The organism is Streptomyces sp. NPDC090108, assembly GCF_044747185.1.
Lineage (GTDB): Bacteria > Actinomycetota > Actinomycetes > Streptomycetales > Streptomycetaceae > Streptomyces.
The window spans coordinates 1,041,549-1,055,519 of sequence record NZ_JBIVDQ010000003.1; the positions used below are offsets into that span (position 1 = coordinate 1,041,549).

The window sequence follows — 13,971 nt, forward strand, 5'->3', positions numbered from 1 at the left end:
CGGGGCTGACAGCTCCCCGCAGCCCCCGCGATCTCTGACGAACACCGCGTCCGCGGTGCGCCGTTGTCCTCCCCGCCCCCGGTATCCCGCCGTCGTGTGCGCCCTCGCATGCCGCCGCGCGTCCGGGGTGTGCCCACCCAGCCGGAGCCCAGCATGAGTGAACCCCCTGGCGCCACCGTCACCCTCCCCGAAGCGCCGACCGCCGACCAGCCATCGAAAGCCCTCACCGCCCAGCGAGTTCTGCCGCTGCGGCGCCCCGGACGCTGGATCGCCACCGTGGTGGTGCTCGTCCTGATCGCCCAGTTCGTGCACGGACTGGTCTCCAACCCCTTCTACCAGTGGGACCGCTGGGGCTACTGGTTCCTGCGCCCCACGATCATCGACGGTCTCGTGATCACCCTCGAAGTCACCGCCTACAGCGCGGTGCTCGGTCTGATCGGCGGTGTCGTGCTCGCCCTGGCCCGGCTGTCGAAGAGCCCGGTGCTGCGCGCGGTCAGCTGGACCTATGTCTGGGCGCTGCGCGCCATCCCGCTCATCGTGGTCCTGCTCTTCCTCTACAACTTCAGCGCTCTGTACAAGACGTTGAGCGTCGGCGTTCCCTTCGGTCCGGCCTTCTTCTCCTTCGACGAGTCGAAACTCGCCACCGACATGGTCGTCGCCGTCATCGGCCTCAGCCTCAACGAGGCCGCCTACGCGGCCGAGGTCGTCCGCGGCGGCATCCTCTCCGTCGACCAGGGCCAGCACGAGGCGGCCGCGGCGCTCGGCCTGCCGAAGGGCTACCAGTTCCGGAAGATCGTCTTTCCGCAGGCGCTGCGCTCGATCATCCCGAACTACGTCAACCAGCTCATCGGCCTGATCAAGGGCACCTCGCTGGTCTTCTACGTCTCGCTGCTCGACCTCTTCGGCACCGCCCAGACCATGGGCTCCACCTACCCCGGCGACATCGTGCCACTGCTGCTGGTCGTCACCGTCTGGTACCTGATCCTGACCAGCGTCGTCTCCGTCCTCCAGTTCTACGTCGAGCGGCACTACGCCCGCGGTGCCACCCGCAACCTGCCACCGACACCGCTGCAGACGCTCCGCACCGGGCTCACCGGCCTGCGGGCCCGCATCCGCCGGGAGGCCGCCGTATGACCACCGACACCATCAAGGCCGTGGCGGACGTCAAGGCCGCCACCGTCGAGGTCCACGACGTGCACAAGTGGTACGGCACCCAACGGGTGCTGGAAGGCATCGACCTGACCGTCCGCCCCGGCGAGGTCACCGTGATCCTCGGACCCTCCGGCTCCGGAAAGTCCACTCTGCTGCGGGTCATCAACCACCTGGAGAAGCCCGAGATCGGCTACGTCAGCATCAACGGCGAGCCGATCGGCGTGAAGCGGCAGGGGGAGAGGCTCAAGGAGCTGAGCGAGCGCGCCATCCTCACCCAGCGCGGACGGATCGGCTTCGTCTTCCAGAACTTCAACCTCTTCCCGCACCTGACCGTCCTGGACAACGTGGCCGCCGCTCCCGTCGCCACCGGCAAGCTGACCAGGCCGGAGGCTCGGGAACTCGCCCTCGAACTTCTCGGCCGGGTCGGCCTCGCCGACAAGGCCGGCGTCTACCCGCGCCGGCTCTCCGGCGGCCAGCAGCAACGCGTCGCCATCGCCCGAGCCCTCGCCCTGCGCCCCGGCGTGATCCTTTTCGACGAACCCACCTCCGCCCTCGACCCGGAACTCGTCGGCGAAGTCCTCTCCGTCATCAAGGACCTGGCGGCCGACGGCACCACGCTCGTCATCGTCACCCACGAGATCGGCTTCGCCCGCGAGATCGCCGACCGGGTCGTCTTCATCGACGCCGGCAAGATCATCGAGCAGGGCCCGCCCTCCGAGGTCCTCCACAACCCCCAGCACGAACGGACCAGGGACTTCCTCAGCAAGGTCCTCTGACCCGCCGCACTTCTCGACTCCCCCACGCCATCCTCATCACCTTCAGCGACAAGGAACGGCCATGTCTGCTCACGCCACCCGACGCAGCCTGATCAGAGGCATCACCGCGGCGACCGCCGTCGCTTCCCTCACCACCGGGCTCGCCGCCTGCGGTGGCAACAGCGACGCGGCCACCACCACCGGCAATGCCAAGTCCGGGGAGGTCGTCGTCGGCCGGGTCTCCAACGGCGCCGCCACCCAGACCGCCATCAAGGTCTCCGAGGTCAAGTCGATCAGCGCCGAACTGCCCGACTCCGTCAAGAAGAGCGGCAAGCTCGTCATCGGCGAGGGCGCGCTGCCCGCCGGGTTCCCCCCGCTGGCCTACGTGGGCAGCGACCAGAAGACCCTCACCGGCTCCGAGCCCGACCTCGCCCGCCTGCTCGCCGCGGTCTTCGGCCTCAAGCCGGACATCAAGAACTCCACCTGGGAGAACATGTTCGTCGGCATCGACAGCGGCAAGGTCGACGTCGCGCTCTCCAACATCACCGACACCGAGGAACGCAAGAAGAAGTACGAGTTCGCCTCCTACCGCCAGGACAACCTCGCCTTCATCGTGCCGAAGAAGAGCACCTGGAACTTCGACGGCAACTACGAGAACCTCGCCGGCAGGACGATCGCCGTCGGCTCCGGCACCAACCAGGAGAAGATCCTCCTCGAATGGCAGTCGAAGCTGGCCAAGGAGGGCAAGAAGGTCACCGTCAAGCACTTCCAGGACAGCACCAGCACCTTCCTGGCGCTGAACAGTGGAAAGATCGACGCCTCCTTCGGCCCCAACCCCGGCTTCGCCTACCACAACAGGCAGACCGCCGGCACGCCCAGCGCGACCCGCACCGCGGGTACCTACTCCGGCGCAGGCGCCGGCCTGCAGGGCCTGATCGCGGCCACCGCGAAGAAGGGCAGCGGCCTCGCCGAGCCCCTCGCGCATGCCATCGACTACCTGATCGAGAACGGCCAATACGCCCAGTGGCTCAAGGCCTACGACCTCTCCGACGAGGCCGTCACCAAGTCCGAGGTCAACCCGCCCGGACTGCCCCTCGACAACTCCTGACCATCGCGTGACCGGACTCCACCGCCGCCTCGCGCTGGAGTCCCCGCGCGCCGGACACCCTGAGCCGCACCCCGGAGACCGCCACACCATGTCCGTCACCAGCATCGACGCGAGCTCCTCGCACATCCTGGACAATCCCGCCTGGGCCGCGCTCACCGGCCCCCACGCCCGCTTCGCCGAACGAATCGGCCGCGCCGCCCGCTACCAGCAGGACGTCGCACCCTTCCACGCCCTCTCCGACGAGCACGACCCGCGCGCCTGGGCCGATCTCGCCGCACTCATAGGCCCCGGCGGTACCGCCGCGGTGCGGGGCGTGACCGAGGCAGCGGTGGGCTGGGAGGTCGTGCGCACCGGACACGGCGTCCAGCTCGTGGACACCTCCCTGCGCGCCGAACCCGACCCCGAGACCGTACGGCTCGGCCCCGGCGACGTGCCCGAGATCCTGGACCTGGTCGCCCGTACCGAGCCGGGCCCCTATCTGCCCCGCACCGTCGAGCTGGGCACCTACCTCGGCATCCGCCACCAGGGGCGGCTGATCGCCCTGGCCGGCGAGCGGCTGCACCCGCCGGGCTGGACGGAGATCAGCGCCGTGTGCACCGACCCCGCCCACCGCGGCCGGGGTCTGGCCACCCGCTTGGTCCGCGCGGTCGCCGCCGGCATCAGGGAGCGAGGCGAACGCCCCTTCCTGCACGCCGCGGCCACCAACGCGAACGCCATCCGGCTGTACGAGTCGATCGGGTTCACCCTGCGCCGCCGTACCGTCTTCTCACTCGTCCGGCACACCGGCGCCGCCGCTCTGGAAGCAACGGCATAGCCGTGCCGTCGATCAGGATCTCCCCGCCCTGCTTGCTGACCTTCTTCACAGCACGGTCCAGGCGTGGGACTTGCGCGGCGAGCGGGCCGATCAGCTCGTCGCGCCGGCGGCGGGCGGTGGACTCGGACACGCCGTTGCCGCCGGCCCTGTCGGGCCGGGCGTCGGTCGTGACGCAGCACGGCCAGAAGGAGGGTTGTCCCTGTTCCCCGTCCCGGTGTCTGCTGGAGCCGTCGAACAAGAAGCGGGGCACGGTTGGAGGCGTGAGTGAAGGGTCCTGACCTGTCCCGCGATGCTCGTCTTGCCGCCCACGGGGCCGTCTCCACATGGCTGGCCCTGCGCAGTGACCGCAGTCTGCGCGAGTTGGTGGACGCCCGCGCACCGCTGGGGTCGGGCATCGGCGGGAAGACGGTCCTGCTGGAGGTCGAGGGAACCCAGGTCTTCGTCAAACAGCTACGGCTGACCGATCTGGAGCGCCGGCCGGAGCATGTCCACTCCACCGCGAACCTGTTCGGACTCCCGGCCTTTTGCCACTACGGCATGGGCACCATCGGCAGCCCGGGGTTCGGCGCCTGGCGCGAGTTGGCCGCGCAGACCATGACGACGAACTGGGTGGTTGCGGGAGACCACGAGGGCTTTCCCCTGATGTACCACTGGCGGGTGATCCCGGACTCCGGCCGGCCACTGCCCGAGGAACTGGCCGATGTGGACCGGGCTGTCGCCTACTGGGGAGGCGAATCAGCGGTACGCCGGCGAATCGAAGGTCTCCGGCATTCCACGGCCCGCCTTGTGCTGTTCCTGGAGTACATCCCGCAGAACCTGCACGACTGGCTGGGCGTCCGGATCAAGGCCGGCGACGAGGCGGCCGAGCGGGCCTGCGCCATGGTCGACAACGAGCTGAAAGCCGGTGTCGCGTTCATGAACGCTCGCGGGCTTCTGCACTTCGACGCCCACTTCGAGAACATCCTCACCGACGGCCGGCGGCTCTTCTTCACCGACTACGGCCTCGCGCTCTCCTCACGCTTCGACCTCACACGGGACGAGGCCGACTTCTTCGACCAGCACCGCACCTACGACCAGTACTACGCCGTCACCCACCTGGTGAACTGGCTCGCCGTCGCTCTCTACGGATACACACCGGACGAACGCAGAACGTTTCTGAATGCGTGCGCCCAAGGGGTGGCCCCGGAGGGGGTTCCCGCGTCGGTCGCGGCGCTCCTTGTGCGTCACGCACCCGTCGCAGCGGTGATGGGCGACTTCTCTCGCGCGTTTCGGCAGGTGAGCCGAGCCGCGCCCCATCCGCTGGCAACGATCCGTCGGATGGGGCGAAGTACGTGATCAGCAGCCGCCGGTCACAGGCGTGCGGTGAACCGACCGTAGGCCGGCTTGCGCAGCCGGCCCCGGTCGACCGGTCGGACCAGCTTTCCGCGTAGCGGTTCCGGGTTCCGACCGCACCGCGTCGAACACCATGGGGATGCGGGTGGACCTCAGAGCGCGCCCTTGCCCAGGTCGCCGGCCGGGAGCGCGTCGAGGACGACGACGCTCGGGGCCTCGGCCAGAGCGTCGCCCAGGGCCTCTCCCACCTTGAGCATCGCCTCGCCCTGGCGATGCGACTGGAGGTCCGCCTCGGAGGCCCACTTCTCCACCATGACGAAGTGACCAGCCGTTCCCTTCTTCCTGTGCAGGGAATAACGGGCGCAGCCGGGCTCGTCGTGCACAGCCGGAACAGCCTCAAGAAGAGCCTTTTCCACCAGCTCCTCCTGTCCCGTCTTCGCGATCAGGTTGGCGACGATGATGACGGACACAGCGAACTCCTCGACAAGAAGACTGATCGGCCTACAGCCGTTGGTGCCATGAACCTACGTGCCTGCCGGCTCACCGCAGCACGCCGGACTACATATTTCTGTAGCCCATCTGCCGGGAGCGTCGTTCGTCCGGAGATCCACCGCCTGCGCCGCTCGGCGAGGTACCCGGCCGGGGGGGCACCCGAAGAGGTTGCCGCATGTGCCGCTCGCGGGCTGCCGCTCTAGGCTGACGAAGGCGGCGCGGCCCACCCGCGCACGCGTCGGCATGTCACCTTCACCGACCCAGGTGGCGAGCCGTTCCGCCACAGAAAGTCGTCCACTCGCCGGCGGTACAGGAGACCGATGCGCATGCGCCACCAGCTCCAGGTCCAGCGCCGCGAGAAAGCGCGGGAGCGGGAGAGCCTCACCGTCGCCGAGCTCCTCCAGGAGCTGCGCGCGGTGCAGACCGGCGTACAGATCCTCTTCGCGTTCCTCCTCGGCCTCGCCTTCAGCGGCCGATTCGCCGATCTGGACGACTTCGGGCTCGGTACGTACGTCGCGACACTGGTGCTGACCGTCATCACCACAGCCCTCATCGCCACGCCCATCACGTTGCACCGCAGGATGGGTCACAGCGGATCCAATCCCCGGATCGTCCCTATCGCGGCGCGCATGGCCGAGATCGGATTCGCCCTGCTGGCCCTGGCCCTCAACGGCGCGATCCTGCTCGTCACGACCTTCGTCCTGGGCCGTACCGCGGGCATCTGCATCACGGCCCTGACCGCGTCCGTCTTCGTCGGGTTGTGGCTCTTCCTCCCCTGGGTCCTGCGCCCCGCGCGAGGGGCGAAATCACCGGAGCGCCTGCCGGGCGCAGGTCAGCGCGTGAAGGCATCACGCACACCGTGACCGTCCTCCTCCGGGAGTGCCGGCAGTCGCGGCGTCCTCGCCACCGGTGCGGACGGGCGATCAGCCGCCTGTCCGGCCTCTCCCCCGGGCCGGGTCCAGCGTGAGAGAGGGCGTTCACGGTGCCATGTGGCGGGTGATCAGCTCCAGAAGGCGCAGTACGGCCGCGTCCGCTTCCGGCCGGTGGACCGCGACCAGGGAAGTCTCCAGATAGGGCGATGCCCCGCGCAGCGGGACGAAGGCGACTTCGGGCACTTGAAAGTCGCGCAGGCGTTCGGGCAGGAGGCTGACGCACAGTCCGGAGGCGACGTAGCTGAACAGGCCGGTGAGATCGTCGGACACCGCACGGCTCCGGGGGGTGAAGCCGGCTTCCTGACAGGCCAGTTGAACCTGGTGCGCGAGGCCCGGGAGTGCCGTGGCGTCGGGCAGGACGAAGTCCTCTTCCCTCAGGTCACCCAGAGCGATCTCGTCGGCGCCGGCCAGCGGGTGATCGTGCGGCACCGCTGCGGCGATGCGCTCGACGGCGAAGTCGCTGCAGACGAGGTCCGCCGACAGGGGTGAGGGGTCGCGCAGGAATCCCAGGTCCAGCGTGCCGGAGCGGACCATCTCGGCGAGGGTGGCCGCCGAGTCCTGGTGCAGGTGTATGCGCAGGCCGGGCAGTTCCTCGGCGGCCGCCCTCAGGAGGTGAGGCAGGTAGTGGTGGCTGAGAATGCTGACATATCCCACTCGGACGTCACCGGCCAGGCCGCTGGCGACCCGGCGCACTCGCTCGATGGCCGCGGACTGTGAATCGAGCAGGCGCTGCGCGTCCGCGGCGAACGTCTCGCCGGCCGCGGTCAGCGACACCCCACCCGGCCCGCGATCGAGCAGACGTACTCCCAGCCCCCGTTCCAGGCGCTGGATCGACTGGCTGAGCGGCGGCTGGCTCATGGACAGGCGTTCCGCCGCGCGGCCGAAGTGCTTCTCGTCCGCCACCGTCAGGAACTGTTCCAGCAGGCGCCTGGTCAGTTGAATATCATCGATCATATCGGTCATGACTCGATCATATATTGGACAGACCGGGCCTGCGAGGTGTCCACTGAGTCGTGGGTGCTCAGCACGCAGCGCCCTTCCCCCAGAAAATCTGATGCGGGAGAGGTCCGCACATCCTCGCGGACAACACCAGCCGCCCACGCCTCAGGCGAAGTGGCGCACTCCTCTCCCTGGAGGCTTTGATGCAGAAGCAGGATGTCGCCCGGCTCTTCACCACCCCCGTGGATGCCCCGGCCTACGCGCCCACCAGGTACCGGTTCACCAACCGCGAGTACCTCAACATCTACTACCGCACCGACCCCGAGGTGCTGCGCCGCCTGGTCCCCGAGCCGCTGACCGTCACCGACCCGATCGTCCGGTTCGAGGTCATGCGGATGCCCGACGTCACCGGCCTGGGCGACTACACCGAGGCGGGTCAGCTGATCGCCGTCGAGCACGAGGGCGAGACGGGCGAGTTCAACCTCGCGATGTACGTCGACAGCGTTCCGGCGATCTCCAGCGGCCGCGAGTACAGCGCGTACCCGAAGAAGGGCGGCTCCCCGAGCCTGTACGTCGACTCCGACACGCTGGTCGGCACGCTCGACTACGGCACGCTGCGCGTGGCCACCGCGACCATGGGTTACAAGCACCACGCGATGGACCTGGACGAGGCGCGGGCCGAGATCTGCTCCCCCGCGTTCATGGTCAAGACCGTGCCCAACTACGACGGCACCCCCCGGATCTGCGAGCTGGTCCGCACCCAGGTCACCGACGCCACGATCAAGAGCGCCTTCACCGGCCCGGCCCGCCTGGAGCTCTTCGCCCACGCGATCGCCCCGCTCGCGGACCTGCCCGTGCTCGAGGTCGTCGGCGCCAGCCACATCCTCACGGACCTGACCCTCAACCCGGTCGAGCCGGTCTACGACTACCTGGCCGCCTGATCCGGCAGCGGACCACGGAGTCGTCTCCCACCACCGGCGACCGAGCCGACTCTCACCACCGGCGACCGAGACGACTCTCACCACCTCATCTTTCGCGAAAGGCGTGACCCATGACCCCCACTTCTGAGCCCGCTCCGGACTCCTACAAGCGCGCCGCGATCATCGGCGGCGGCGTGATCGGCATCTCCTGGGCCGGCCTCTTCCTCGCCCGCGGCATCAAGGTCGTCATCAACGACCCCCGCAGCGACATCGAGGGCCTCGTCCTGGCGGGCCTGAAGGAGATCACCCCCGCCCTGGCCGAGCTCGGGCTGCCCACCGAGAACCTCGCCGCCGGACTCTCCTTCGAGGCCGACCTGGCCACCGCCGTCTCCGGCGTCGACATCGTCCAGGAGAACGGCCCCGAGCGCCTCGAACTCAAGCAGCAGATCTGGCAGACGATCGAGCGACACGCGCCGGCTCACGCGCTGCTGGCCACCTCGACCTCCAGCATCCCGGCGACCGCCATCGCCGAGGCGATGGCGCAGCCCGAGCGGCTGATCGTGGGCCACCCCTTCAACCCGCCGCACCTGGTGCCGCTGGTGGAGATCGTGCCCGGCGAGCGGACCTCCGAGGACACCGTCCGCCAGGCCAAGGCGTTCTACGCCGCGCTCGGCAAGAAGCCGCAGGTCCTGCGCAAGGAGGTGCCGGGCTTCGTCGCCAACCGCCTGCAGTCCGCGATGTTCCGCGAGTGCGTCCACCTCGTGGCCCAGGGTGTGGTGACCGAGCAGGAGCTCGACGACATCGTCACCTCCTCCATCGGCCTGCGCTGGGCGGTCGCAGGACCCTTCCGCACCTTCCACCTCGGCGGCGGGCCCGGCGGACTGCCCCACTTCATCGAGCACCTCGGCCGCGCCATGGAGACGAACATGTGGCCGGCCCTGGGCAGCCCCACCTTCGACGACACCACGGTCGCCACCCTCGTCGGCCAGGCGGACGACGCCTTCGGCAAGGGCACCGTCGAGGAACTCGCCGCCGAGCGGGACCGCGCGCAGATCGCCCTCATGCGCGCCCTCGGCGAGACGCCGGACTCCGCTGCCCACCACGCCTGACCGGCCTCCCCCCCACCGCACCACACGTGAGAAACGAAGAGATCATGTCCCTCCCTGACAAGTCCCTCACCGGCAAGATCCAGAAGGCGATCGACAACCCGGCCACCGACGACGCGTTCGACGTCCACGCCGAGACGAACGAGGTCCTCGCCGGCATCGGCCTGAAGCCGGGCGACACCGGCGGCCACATCACCTTCGAGGGCGCCGACCCGGTCGTCCCCAGCACCCTGCGCCTCGGCGCGGCCTCCGGCATCTCCCTGGTCGCCAAGTCCGCCGCCATCGCCGCGCTGTGGAAGGACCGCACCGGCCGCGGCCAGGACATCCACATGGACCTGCGCAAGGGCCCGCACCGCCTGTGCCCCTTCTACGAGGGCAAGTGGGAACTCCTCAACGGCTACACCAGCGGCACGCCGTCCATCATCAACATGGCGTACGCCAACAACTTCTACCGCACCGCGGACGAGCGTTGGATGATGCCGTTCAACATCTACCCCAACATCAAGGTCGCCGCCCAGCGGCTCCTCGGTGTCGGTGACGTCCCCGAGCACGTCGAGGCCGCCATCTCGAAGTGGAACGCCCGCGAGCTGGAGCAGGCCGGCGCCGAGGCCGGATGCGTCATGCCGATGGTGCGCACCCCCCGGGAGATCCTCCAGGAGGAGCAGTACAAGCAGGTGCTGTCCAAGCTGCCGCTGGTGGAGATCACCCGCATCGGCGACAGCGACCCCGAGCAGCTCCCCGCCGACCCCGTCGCCCCGTTCGACGGCGTGAAGGCGCTGGGCATGGGCCACATCATCGCCGGTGCCGGCGCCGGCCGCGCCATGGCGCTGCACGGCGCGGACGTGCTGAACCTGTGGCGTCCGTACGAGCTGGAGCACGACGTCACCTACAACACCACCAGCGTGGGTGTGCGCTCGGCGACCGTGAGCCCGTACACGAAGGAGGGCCTGGCCCTCATCCACAGGCTCCAGTCCGAGGCCGACGTCTTCTACGCCAACCGCCGCCCCGGCTTCCTGAACCGCATCGGGCTGTCCGAGGAAGAGGCCATCGCCCGCCGCCCCGGCCTGATCTACGCCACGGTGTCGCTCAACGGCAAGACCGGCCCGTGGAAGGACTACCTCGGCTTCGACCAGACGGCCGGCGCGCTCACCGGCCTGCTGCACCTGGAGGGCGACGGCGACAAGCCGGCCCTGCCGCCGATCACGGTCGTCAACGACTACCTCGTGTCGTGGTTCATGACGGCCGGCATCGCCGAGGCCCTGCGCCGCCGCGCCACGGACGGCGGCAGCTACCGCGTCCACGTCTCCCTGTCCCGCGTCGCCCTGTGGATCCTGTCCATGGGCATCTTCGACCAGGCGTACGCCAAGGAGATCGCGGGCACCGGCGACCTGCACGCCTACCCGGACCCGGAGCTGTTCACCGCCGAGACGCCCCTCGGCCACTACCAGGGCATCACCGACCAGGTGCGGATGTCCGACACCCCCGGCGCCTACCGGCAGATCCTCGTCCCGCGCGGCTCCCAGCGCCCGGAGTGGCTGCCCACGGCCTGACGGTCTCTCCGACAGTCCTGTCGCCCGCGCAGAACCCCTGACGGGCCGACCGGGCCGGCTGCCCCGAGGCCCCCACGGTGCCCGACCCCGCGAGACGGAGCCGGGCACCGTGGTCTCCCGGGGCAGCCGGCGCCGCATCCTCCCGCGCCGTGGCACCCCGCCAGCGCCGCGCGCCCACATCCACCTCGAAGGAGCCGGCCTTCCATGACCACTCCGACCGCCGTCCACACCGCACCCGCACGCACACACCACGCCTCACCCGGGCCGCGCTTCCGCTTCGTCCGCAGGGCCGTCCTGATGATCGGCCCGGTGCTGGTGTGCCTGGGCCTGGGTCTGAGCTACCTCGGCGCGTTCCACGACCCGCAGCCCAACGACATGAAGGTAGCGGTCGTGGGCTCGTCGCCCACGACCAAGGTCCTGGCGCAGACCATCAAGGACAAGGCCGGCAACGGCCTGGACGTCGTCACGGTGCCCACCCGCCAGCAGGCCCGGGAACACCTGCTGGACCGCGACCTCGTCGGCGCCTTCGTACCGACCCCGAAGCACCCCGAACTCCTGGTGGCCCGGGCCGGATCCAACTCCACCGCGAACGCGGTCCAGTCCATCTTCCGGATGGTCACCGACCAGCAGGGCGTGCCCCTGAAGGTCACCGACGTCACCTCGCTCGCCCCGCAGGACCCCAACGGCAGCAGCCTCTTCTTCCTGCTGATCACCCTCAGCGTCGCGTCGTACTGCTGCGTGCTGGTCCTGGCACCCGTGGCGGACACGCTCGGCATGCGCGCCCGCGCGGCCATGGGCCTCGGCGCCTGCCTCGCCATCAGCGCGGTCGGGATCCTGCTCGCCGGGCCCGTCTTCGACGTCGTCGACCACTCCCGGGCGGCCGTCTGGGGCATGAGCCTCCTCTACTGCGCCGGCGTCTTCGCCGTGGGTCTCGGGCTGCAGACGTTCCTCAAGCAGCTGACCCCCCTGGTGCTGATGGGCCTGTTCGTCATGCTCAACCTGACCAGCGCGGGCGGCCTCATGGGCCCCGAGATGCAGAACAGCTTCTTCGGCGCGCTGCACTCCTTCTGGAACGGCGCCGCGTTCATCGAAGGCACGCGCGGCATCCTCTACTTCGACCACCACGGTCTCGGCTCGCACCTGCTCTCGCTGTGGCTGTGGCTGGGCGCCGGAATCGTCCTGACGCTGCTGGCCGCCCGCACCGAGAAGCGCCGCAGGACCGTCTCCACGCAGCAGAGTCTTTTTTTGCCGCCACCTTGTGAATGTGTTCACATTCACGAAGAGGAGGCGAGCCGATGAACCTGGCCATGGCCCCGGAGACGGTCGCACGCTGGCAGTTCGGCATCACCACCGTCTACCACTTCCTCTTCGTCCCGCTGACGATCAGCCTCGCGGCGATGACCGCGGGACTGGAGACCGCCTGGGTACGCACCGGCAAGGAGAAGTACTTCCACGCCACGAAGTTCTGGGGAAAGCTCTTCCTGATCAACATGGCGATGGGGGTGGTCACCGGCATCGTCCAGGAGTTCCAGTTCGGCATGAACTGGTCCGACTACTCGCGGTTCGTCGGTGACGTCTTCGGGGCCCCGCTCGCCATGGAGGCGCTGATCGCCTTCTTCTTCGAGTCCACCTTCATCGGCCTGTGGATCTTCGGCTGGGACAAGCTGCCGAAGAAGCTGCACTGCGCCTGCATCTGGATCGTCTCCCTCGGCACCGTGCTCTCCGGGTACTTCATCCTGGCGGCCAACTCCTGGATGCAGCACCCCGTCGGCTACGCCGTCGACAAGAAGACGGGCAAGGCCCATCTCACCGACATCTGGGCGGCCCTGACCCAGCACACCACGCTCGTCGTGGCCGTCCACACCCTCACCGCGGCGTTCCTGACCGGGGCCGCCTTCATGGTCGGCATCTCCTGCATGCATCTGTGGCGGGCTCAACGGGCCCGTGCCGCAGGCGAACCTGACACCGGGAAACGCGGCAAGCAGGTGTCGGCCATGCGGACTTCGCTGCGGACCGGTCTGGTCGTCGCGGTGATCGCCGGCCTCGGCACCGCCCTGAGCGGTGACGAACTGGGCCAGGTCATGTTCGAGCAGCAGCCCATGAAGATGGCCTCCGCAGAAGCCCTGTGGGACACCCGGAGCCCGGCGCCTTTCTCGGCCTTCGCGGTCGGTGACGTCGACCAGGGCCGCAACAGCGTCGAGGTGGAGATACCAGGGCTGCTGTCGTTCCTGGCGCACCACGACTTCCACGAGGCCGTGCCGGGCATCAACGACATCGCCGCGCACGAGGCCGAACTGTACGGCGGCGCCCCGCGCGACTACATGCCGAACATCTTCATGACGTTCTGGGCCTTCCGGCTGATGATCACGTTCGGCATGACGTCCTTCGCCTTCGCCCTGGTGGGGCTGTGGCTCACCCGTGAACGGCGCCGGCTCGCACCGCGGTTCCGTACCGGCGAGGACGAGGTACCGCGTCTGATGCTCACCGCCGAGCGTGAACTCAACCCCACCCTGACCACATGGTTCTGGCGGATCGGCGTCCTCACCATGGGCTTCCCGCTGATCGCCGACTCCTTCGGCTGGATCTTCACCGAGACGGGCCGTCAGCCCTGGGTGGTCAACGGCCTCATGCGCACCGCCGACGCTGTCTCCCCCGGCGTCAGCACGACCCAGGTCGTCCTCTCCATGAGCGTCTTCACGCTGCTCTACGCGGTGCTCGCGGTCATCGAGGTCCGGCTCATGGCCAAGTACGCCAAGGCCGGCCCCGACATCACCGAGACGGCCCCGACAAAGGACCCCACCCTGCGCACACGTGGCGGCACCGGCTCCGCCGAGGACGCCGACAAGCCTCTGTCCTTCGCCTACTGACACA

The 13,971-nt window shown here is 69.1% G+C and carries 13 protein-coding genes; 11 read left to right on the top strand and 2 right to left on the bottom strand.

The window, feature by feature from the left end:
• Positions 1–153: 153 nt before the first annotated feature.
• From ACIPRD_RS14845 to ACIPRD_RS14865, 5 genes are all read left to right on the top strand, one after another.
• Positions 154–1,134: an amino acid ABC transporter permease gene (locus ACIPRD_RS14845; protein ID WP_401563091.1), complete on the top strand. Its 981-nt coding sequence runs from the start codon at positions 154–156 to the stop codon at positions 1,132–1,134.
• On the top strand, positions 1,131–1,928 hold the full coding sequence (locus tag ACIPRD_RS14850; RefSeq protein WP_401563092.1) for an amino acid ABC transporter ATP-binding protein: 798 nt from the start codon (positions 1,131–1,133) through the stop codon (positions 1,926–1,928). Before ACIPRD_RS14845 ends, ACIPRD_RS14850 begins: the two co-directional genes overlap by 4 nt.
• Positions 1,929–1,989: 61 nt before the next feature.
• Entirely contained in the window at positions 1,990–3,015 is a 1,026-nt protein-coding gene (locus tag ACIPRD_RS14855) for a transporter substrate-binding domain-containing protein (protein ID WP_401563094.1), read from the top strand.
• An 88-nt stretch (positions 3,016–3,103) separates the two neighbouring features.
• A complete protein-coding gene (locus tag ACIPRD_RS14860) occupies positions 3,104–3,829 on the top strand; it encodes a GNAT family N-acetyltransferase (protein WP_401563199.1) in 726 nt (241 codons plus the stop codon).
• A gap of 264 nt (positions 3,830–4,093) precedes the next feature.
• The gene (locus ACIPRD_RS14865; protein ID WP_401563096.1) at positions 4,094–5,164 is read left to right on the top strand and encodes a protein kinase family protein; all 1,071 of its coding nucleotides are present in this window, start codon (positions 4,094–4,096) and stop codon (positions 5,162–5,164) included.
• A 149-nt stretch (positions 5,165–5,313) separates the two neighbouring features.
• Here ACIPRD_RS14865 and ACIPRD_RS14870 read toward each other — a convergent pair whose 3' ends face one another.
• A complete protein-coding gene (locus ACIPRD_RS14870; protein ID WP_356403224.1) occupies positions 5,314–5,631 on the bottom strand; it encodes a putative quinol monooxygenase in 318 nt (105 codons plus the stop codon).
• Positions 5,632–5,979: 348 nt separating this feature from the next.
• Between ACIPRD_RS14870 and ACIPRD_RS14875 the strand changes: the two genes are divergently transcribed.
• The gene (locus ACIPRD_RS14875) at positions 5,980–6,516 is read left to right on the top strand and encodes a DUF6328 family protein (protein ID WP_401563098.1); all 537 of its coding nucleotides are present in this window, start codon (positions 5,980–5,982) and stop codon (positions 6,514–6,516) included.
• 114 nt (positions 6,517–6,630) lie between these two features.
• Here ACIPRD_RS14875 and ACIPRD_RS14880 read toward each other — a convergent pair whose 3' ends face one another.
• Entirely contained in the window at positions 6,631–7,548 is a 918-nt protein-coding gene (locus ACIPRD_RS14880; RefSeq protein WP_401563100.1) for a LysR family transcriptional regulator, read from the bottom strand.
• A gap of 179 nt (positions 7,549–7,727) precedes the next feature.
• Here ACIPRD_RS14880 and ACIPRD_RS14885 point away from each other — a divergent pair, with 179 nt between their 5' ends.
• From ACIPRD_RS14885 to ACIPRD_RS14905, 5 genes are all read left to right on the top strand, one after another.
• Positions 7,728–8,465, top strand: coding sequence for an acetoacetate decarboxylase (locus ACIPRD_RS14885; RefSeq protein ID WP_401563102.1), 738 nt, complete (start codon positions 7,728–7,730; stop codon positions 8,463–8,465).
• A gap of 110 nt (positions 8,466–8,575) precedes the next feature.
• A complete protein-coding gene (locus ACIPRD_RS14890) occupies positions 8,576–9,553 on the top strand; it encodes a 3-hydroxyacyl-CoA dehydrogenase NAD-binding domain-containing protein (RefSeq protein WP_356403212.1) in 978 nt (325 codons plus the stop codon).
• Between the two features lie 44 nt (positions 9,554–9,597).
• Positions 9,598–11,100, top strand: a complete 1,503-nt coding sequence (locus ACIPRD_RS14895) for a CoA transferase (protein WP_401563104.1) — start codon at positions 9,598–9,600, stop codon at positions 11,098–11,100.
• Positions 11,101–11,304: 204 nt separating this feature from the next.
• Positions 11,305–12,399 (top strand): hypothetical protein, encoded by a 1,095-nt coding sequence (locus ACIPRD_RS14900; RefSeq protein WP_401563106.1) that lies wholly within the window; start codon positions 11,305–11,307, stop codon positions 12,397–12,399.
• Positions 12,396–13,967 (top strand): cytochrome ubiquinol oxidase subunit I, encoded by a 1,572-nt coding sequence (locus tag ACIPRD_RS14905; RefSeq protein ID WP_401563108.1) that lies wholly within the window; start codon positions 12,396–12,398, stop codon positions 13,965–13,967. Before ACIPRD_RS14900 ends, ACIPRD_RS14905 begins: the two co-directional genes overlap by 4 nt.
• Positions 13,968–13,971: the final 4 nt, after the last annotated feature.

Bases quoted from the DNA above. Each gene is read 5' to 3' on its own strand.
- ACIPRD_RS14845 (WP_401563091.1), top strand. From the start codon at position 154: ATGAGTGAACCCCCTGGCGCCACCGTCACCCTCCCCGAAGCGCCGACC.
- ACIPRD_RS14850 (WP_401563092.1), top strand. From the start codon at position 1,131: ATGACCACCGACACCATCAAGGCCGTGGCGGACGTCAAGGCCGCCACC.
- ACIPRD_RS14855 (WP_401563094.1), top strand. From the start codon at position 1,990: ATGTCTGCTCACGCCACCCGACGCAGCCTGATCAGAGGCATCACCGCG.
- ACIPRD_RS14860 (WP_401563199.1), top strand. From the start codon at position 3,104: ATGTCCGTCACCAGCATCGACGCGAGCTCCTCGCACATCCTGGACAAT.
- ACIPRD_RS14875 (WP_401563098.1), top strand. From the start codon at position 5,980: ATGCGCCACCAGCTCCAGGTCCAGCGCCGCGAGAAAGCGCGGGAGCGG.
- ACIPRD_RS14880 (WP_401563100.1), bottom strand. From the start codon at position 7,548: ATGACCGATATGATCGATGATATTCAACTGACCAGGCGCCTGCTGGAA.
- ACIPRD_RS14885 (WP_401563102.1), top strand. From the start codon at position 7,728: ATGCAGAAGCAGGATGTCGCCCGGCTCTTCACCACCCCCGTGGATGCC.
- ACIPRD_RS14890 (WP_356403212.1), top strand. From the start codon at position 8,576: ATGACCCCCACTTCTGAGCCCGCTCCGGACTCCTACAAGCGCGCCGCG.
- ACIPRD_RS14895 (WP_401563104.1), top strand. From the start codon at position 9,598: ATGTCCCTCCCTGACAAGTCCCTCACCGGCAAGATCCAGAAGGCGATC.
- ACIPRD_RS14900 (WP_401563106.1), top strand. From the start codon at position 11,305: ATGACCACTCCGACCGCCGTCCACACCGCACCCGCACGCACACACCAC.
- ACIPRD_RS14905 (WP_401563108.1), top strand. From the start codon at position 12,396: ATGAACCTGGCCATGGCCCCGGAGACGGTCGCACGCTGGCAGTTCGGC.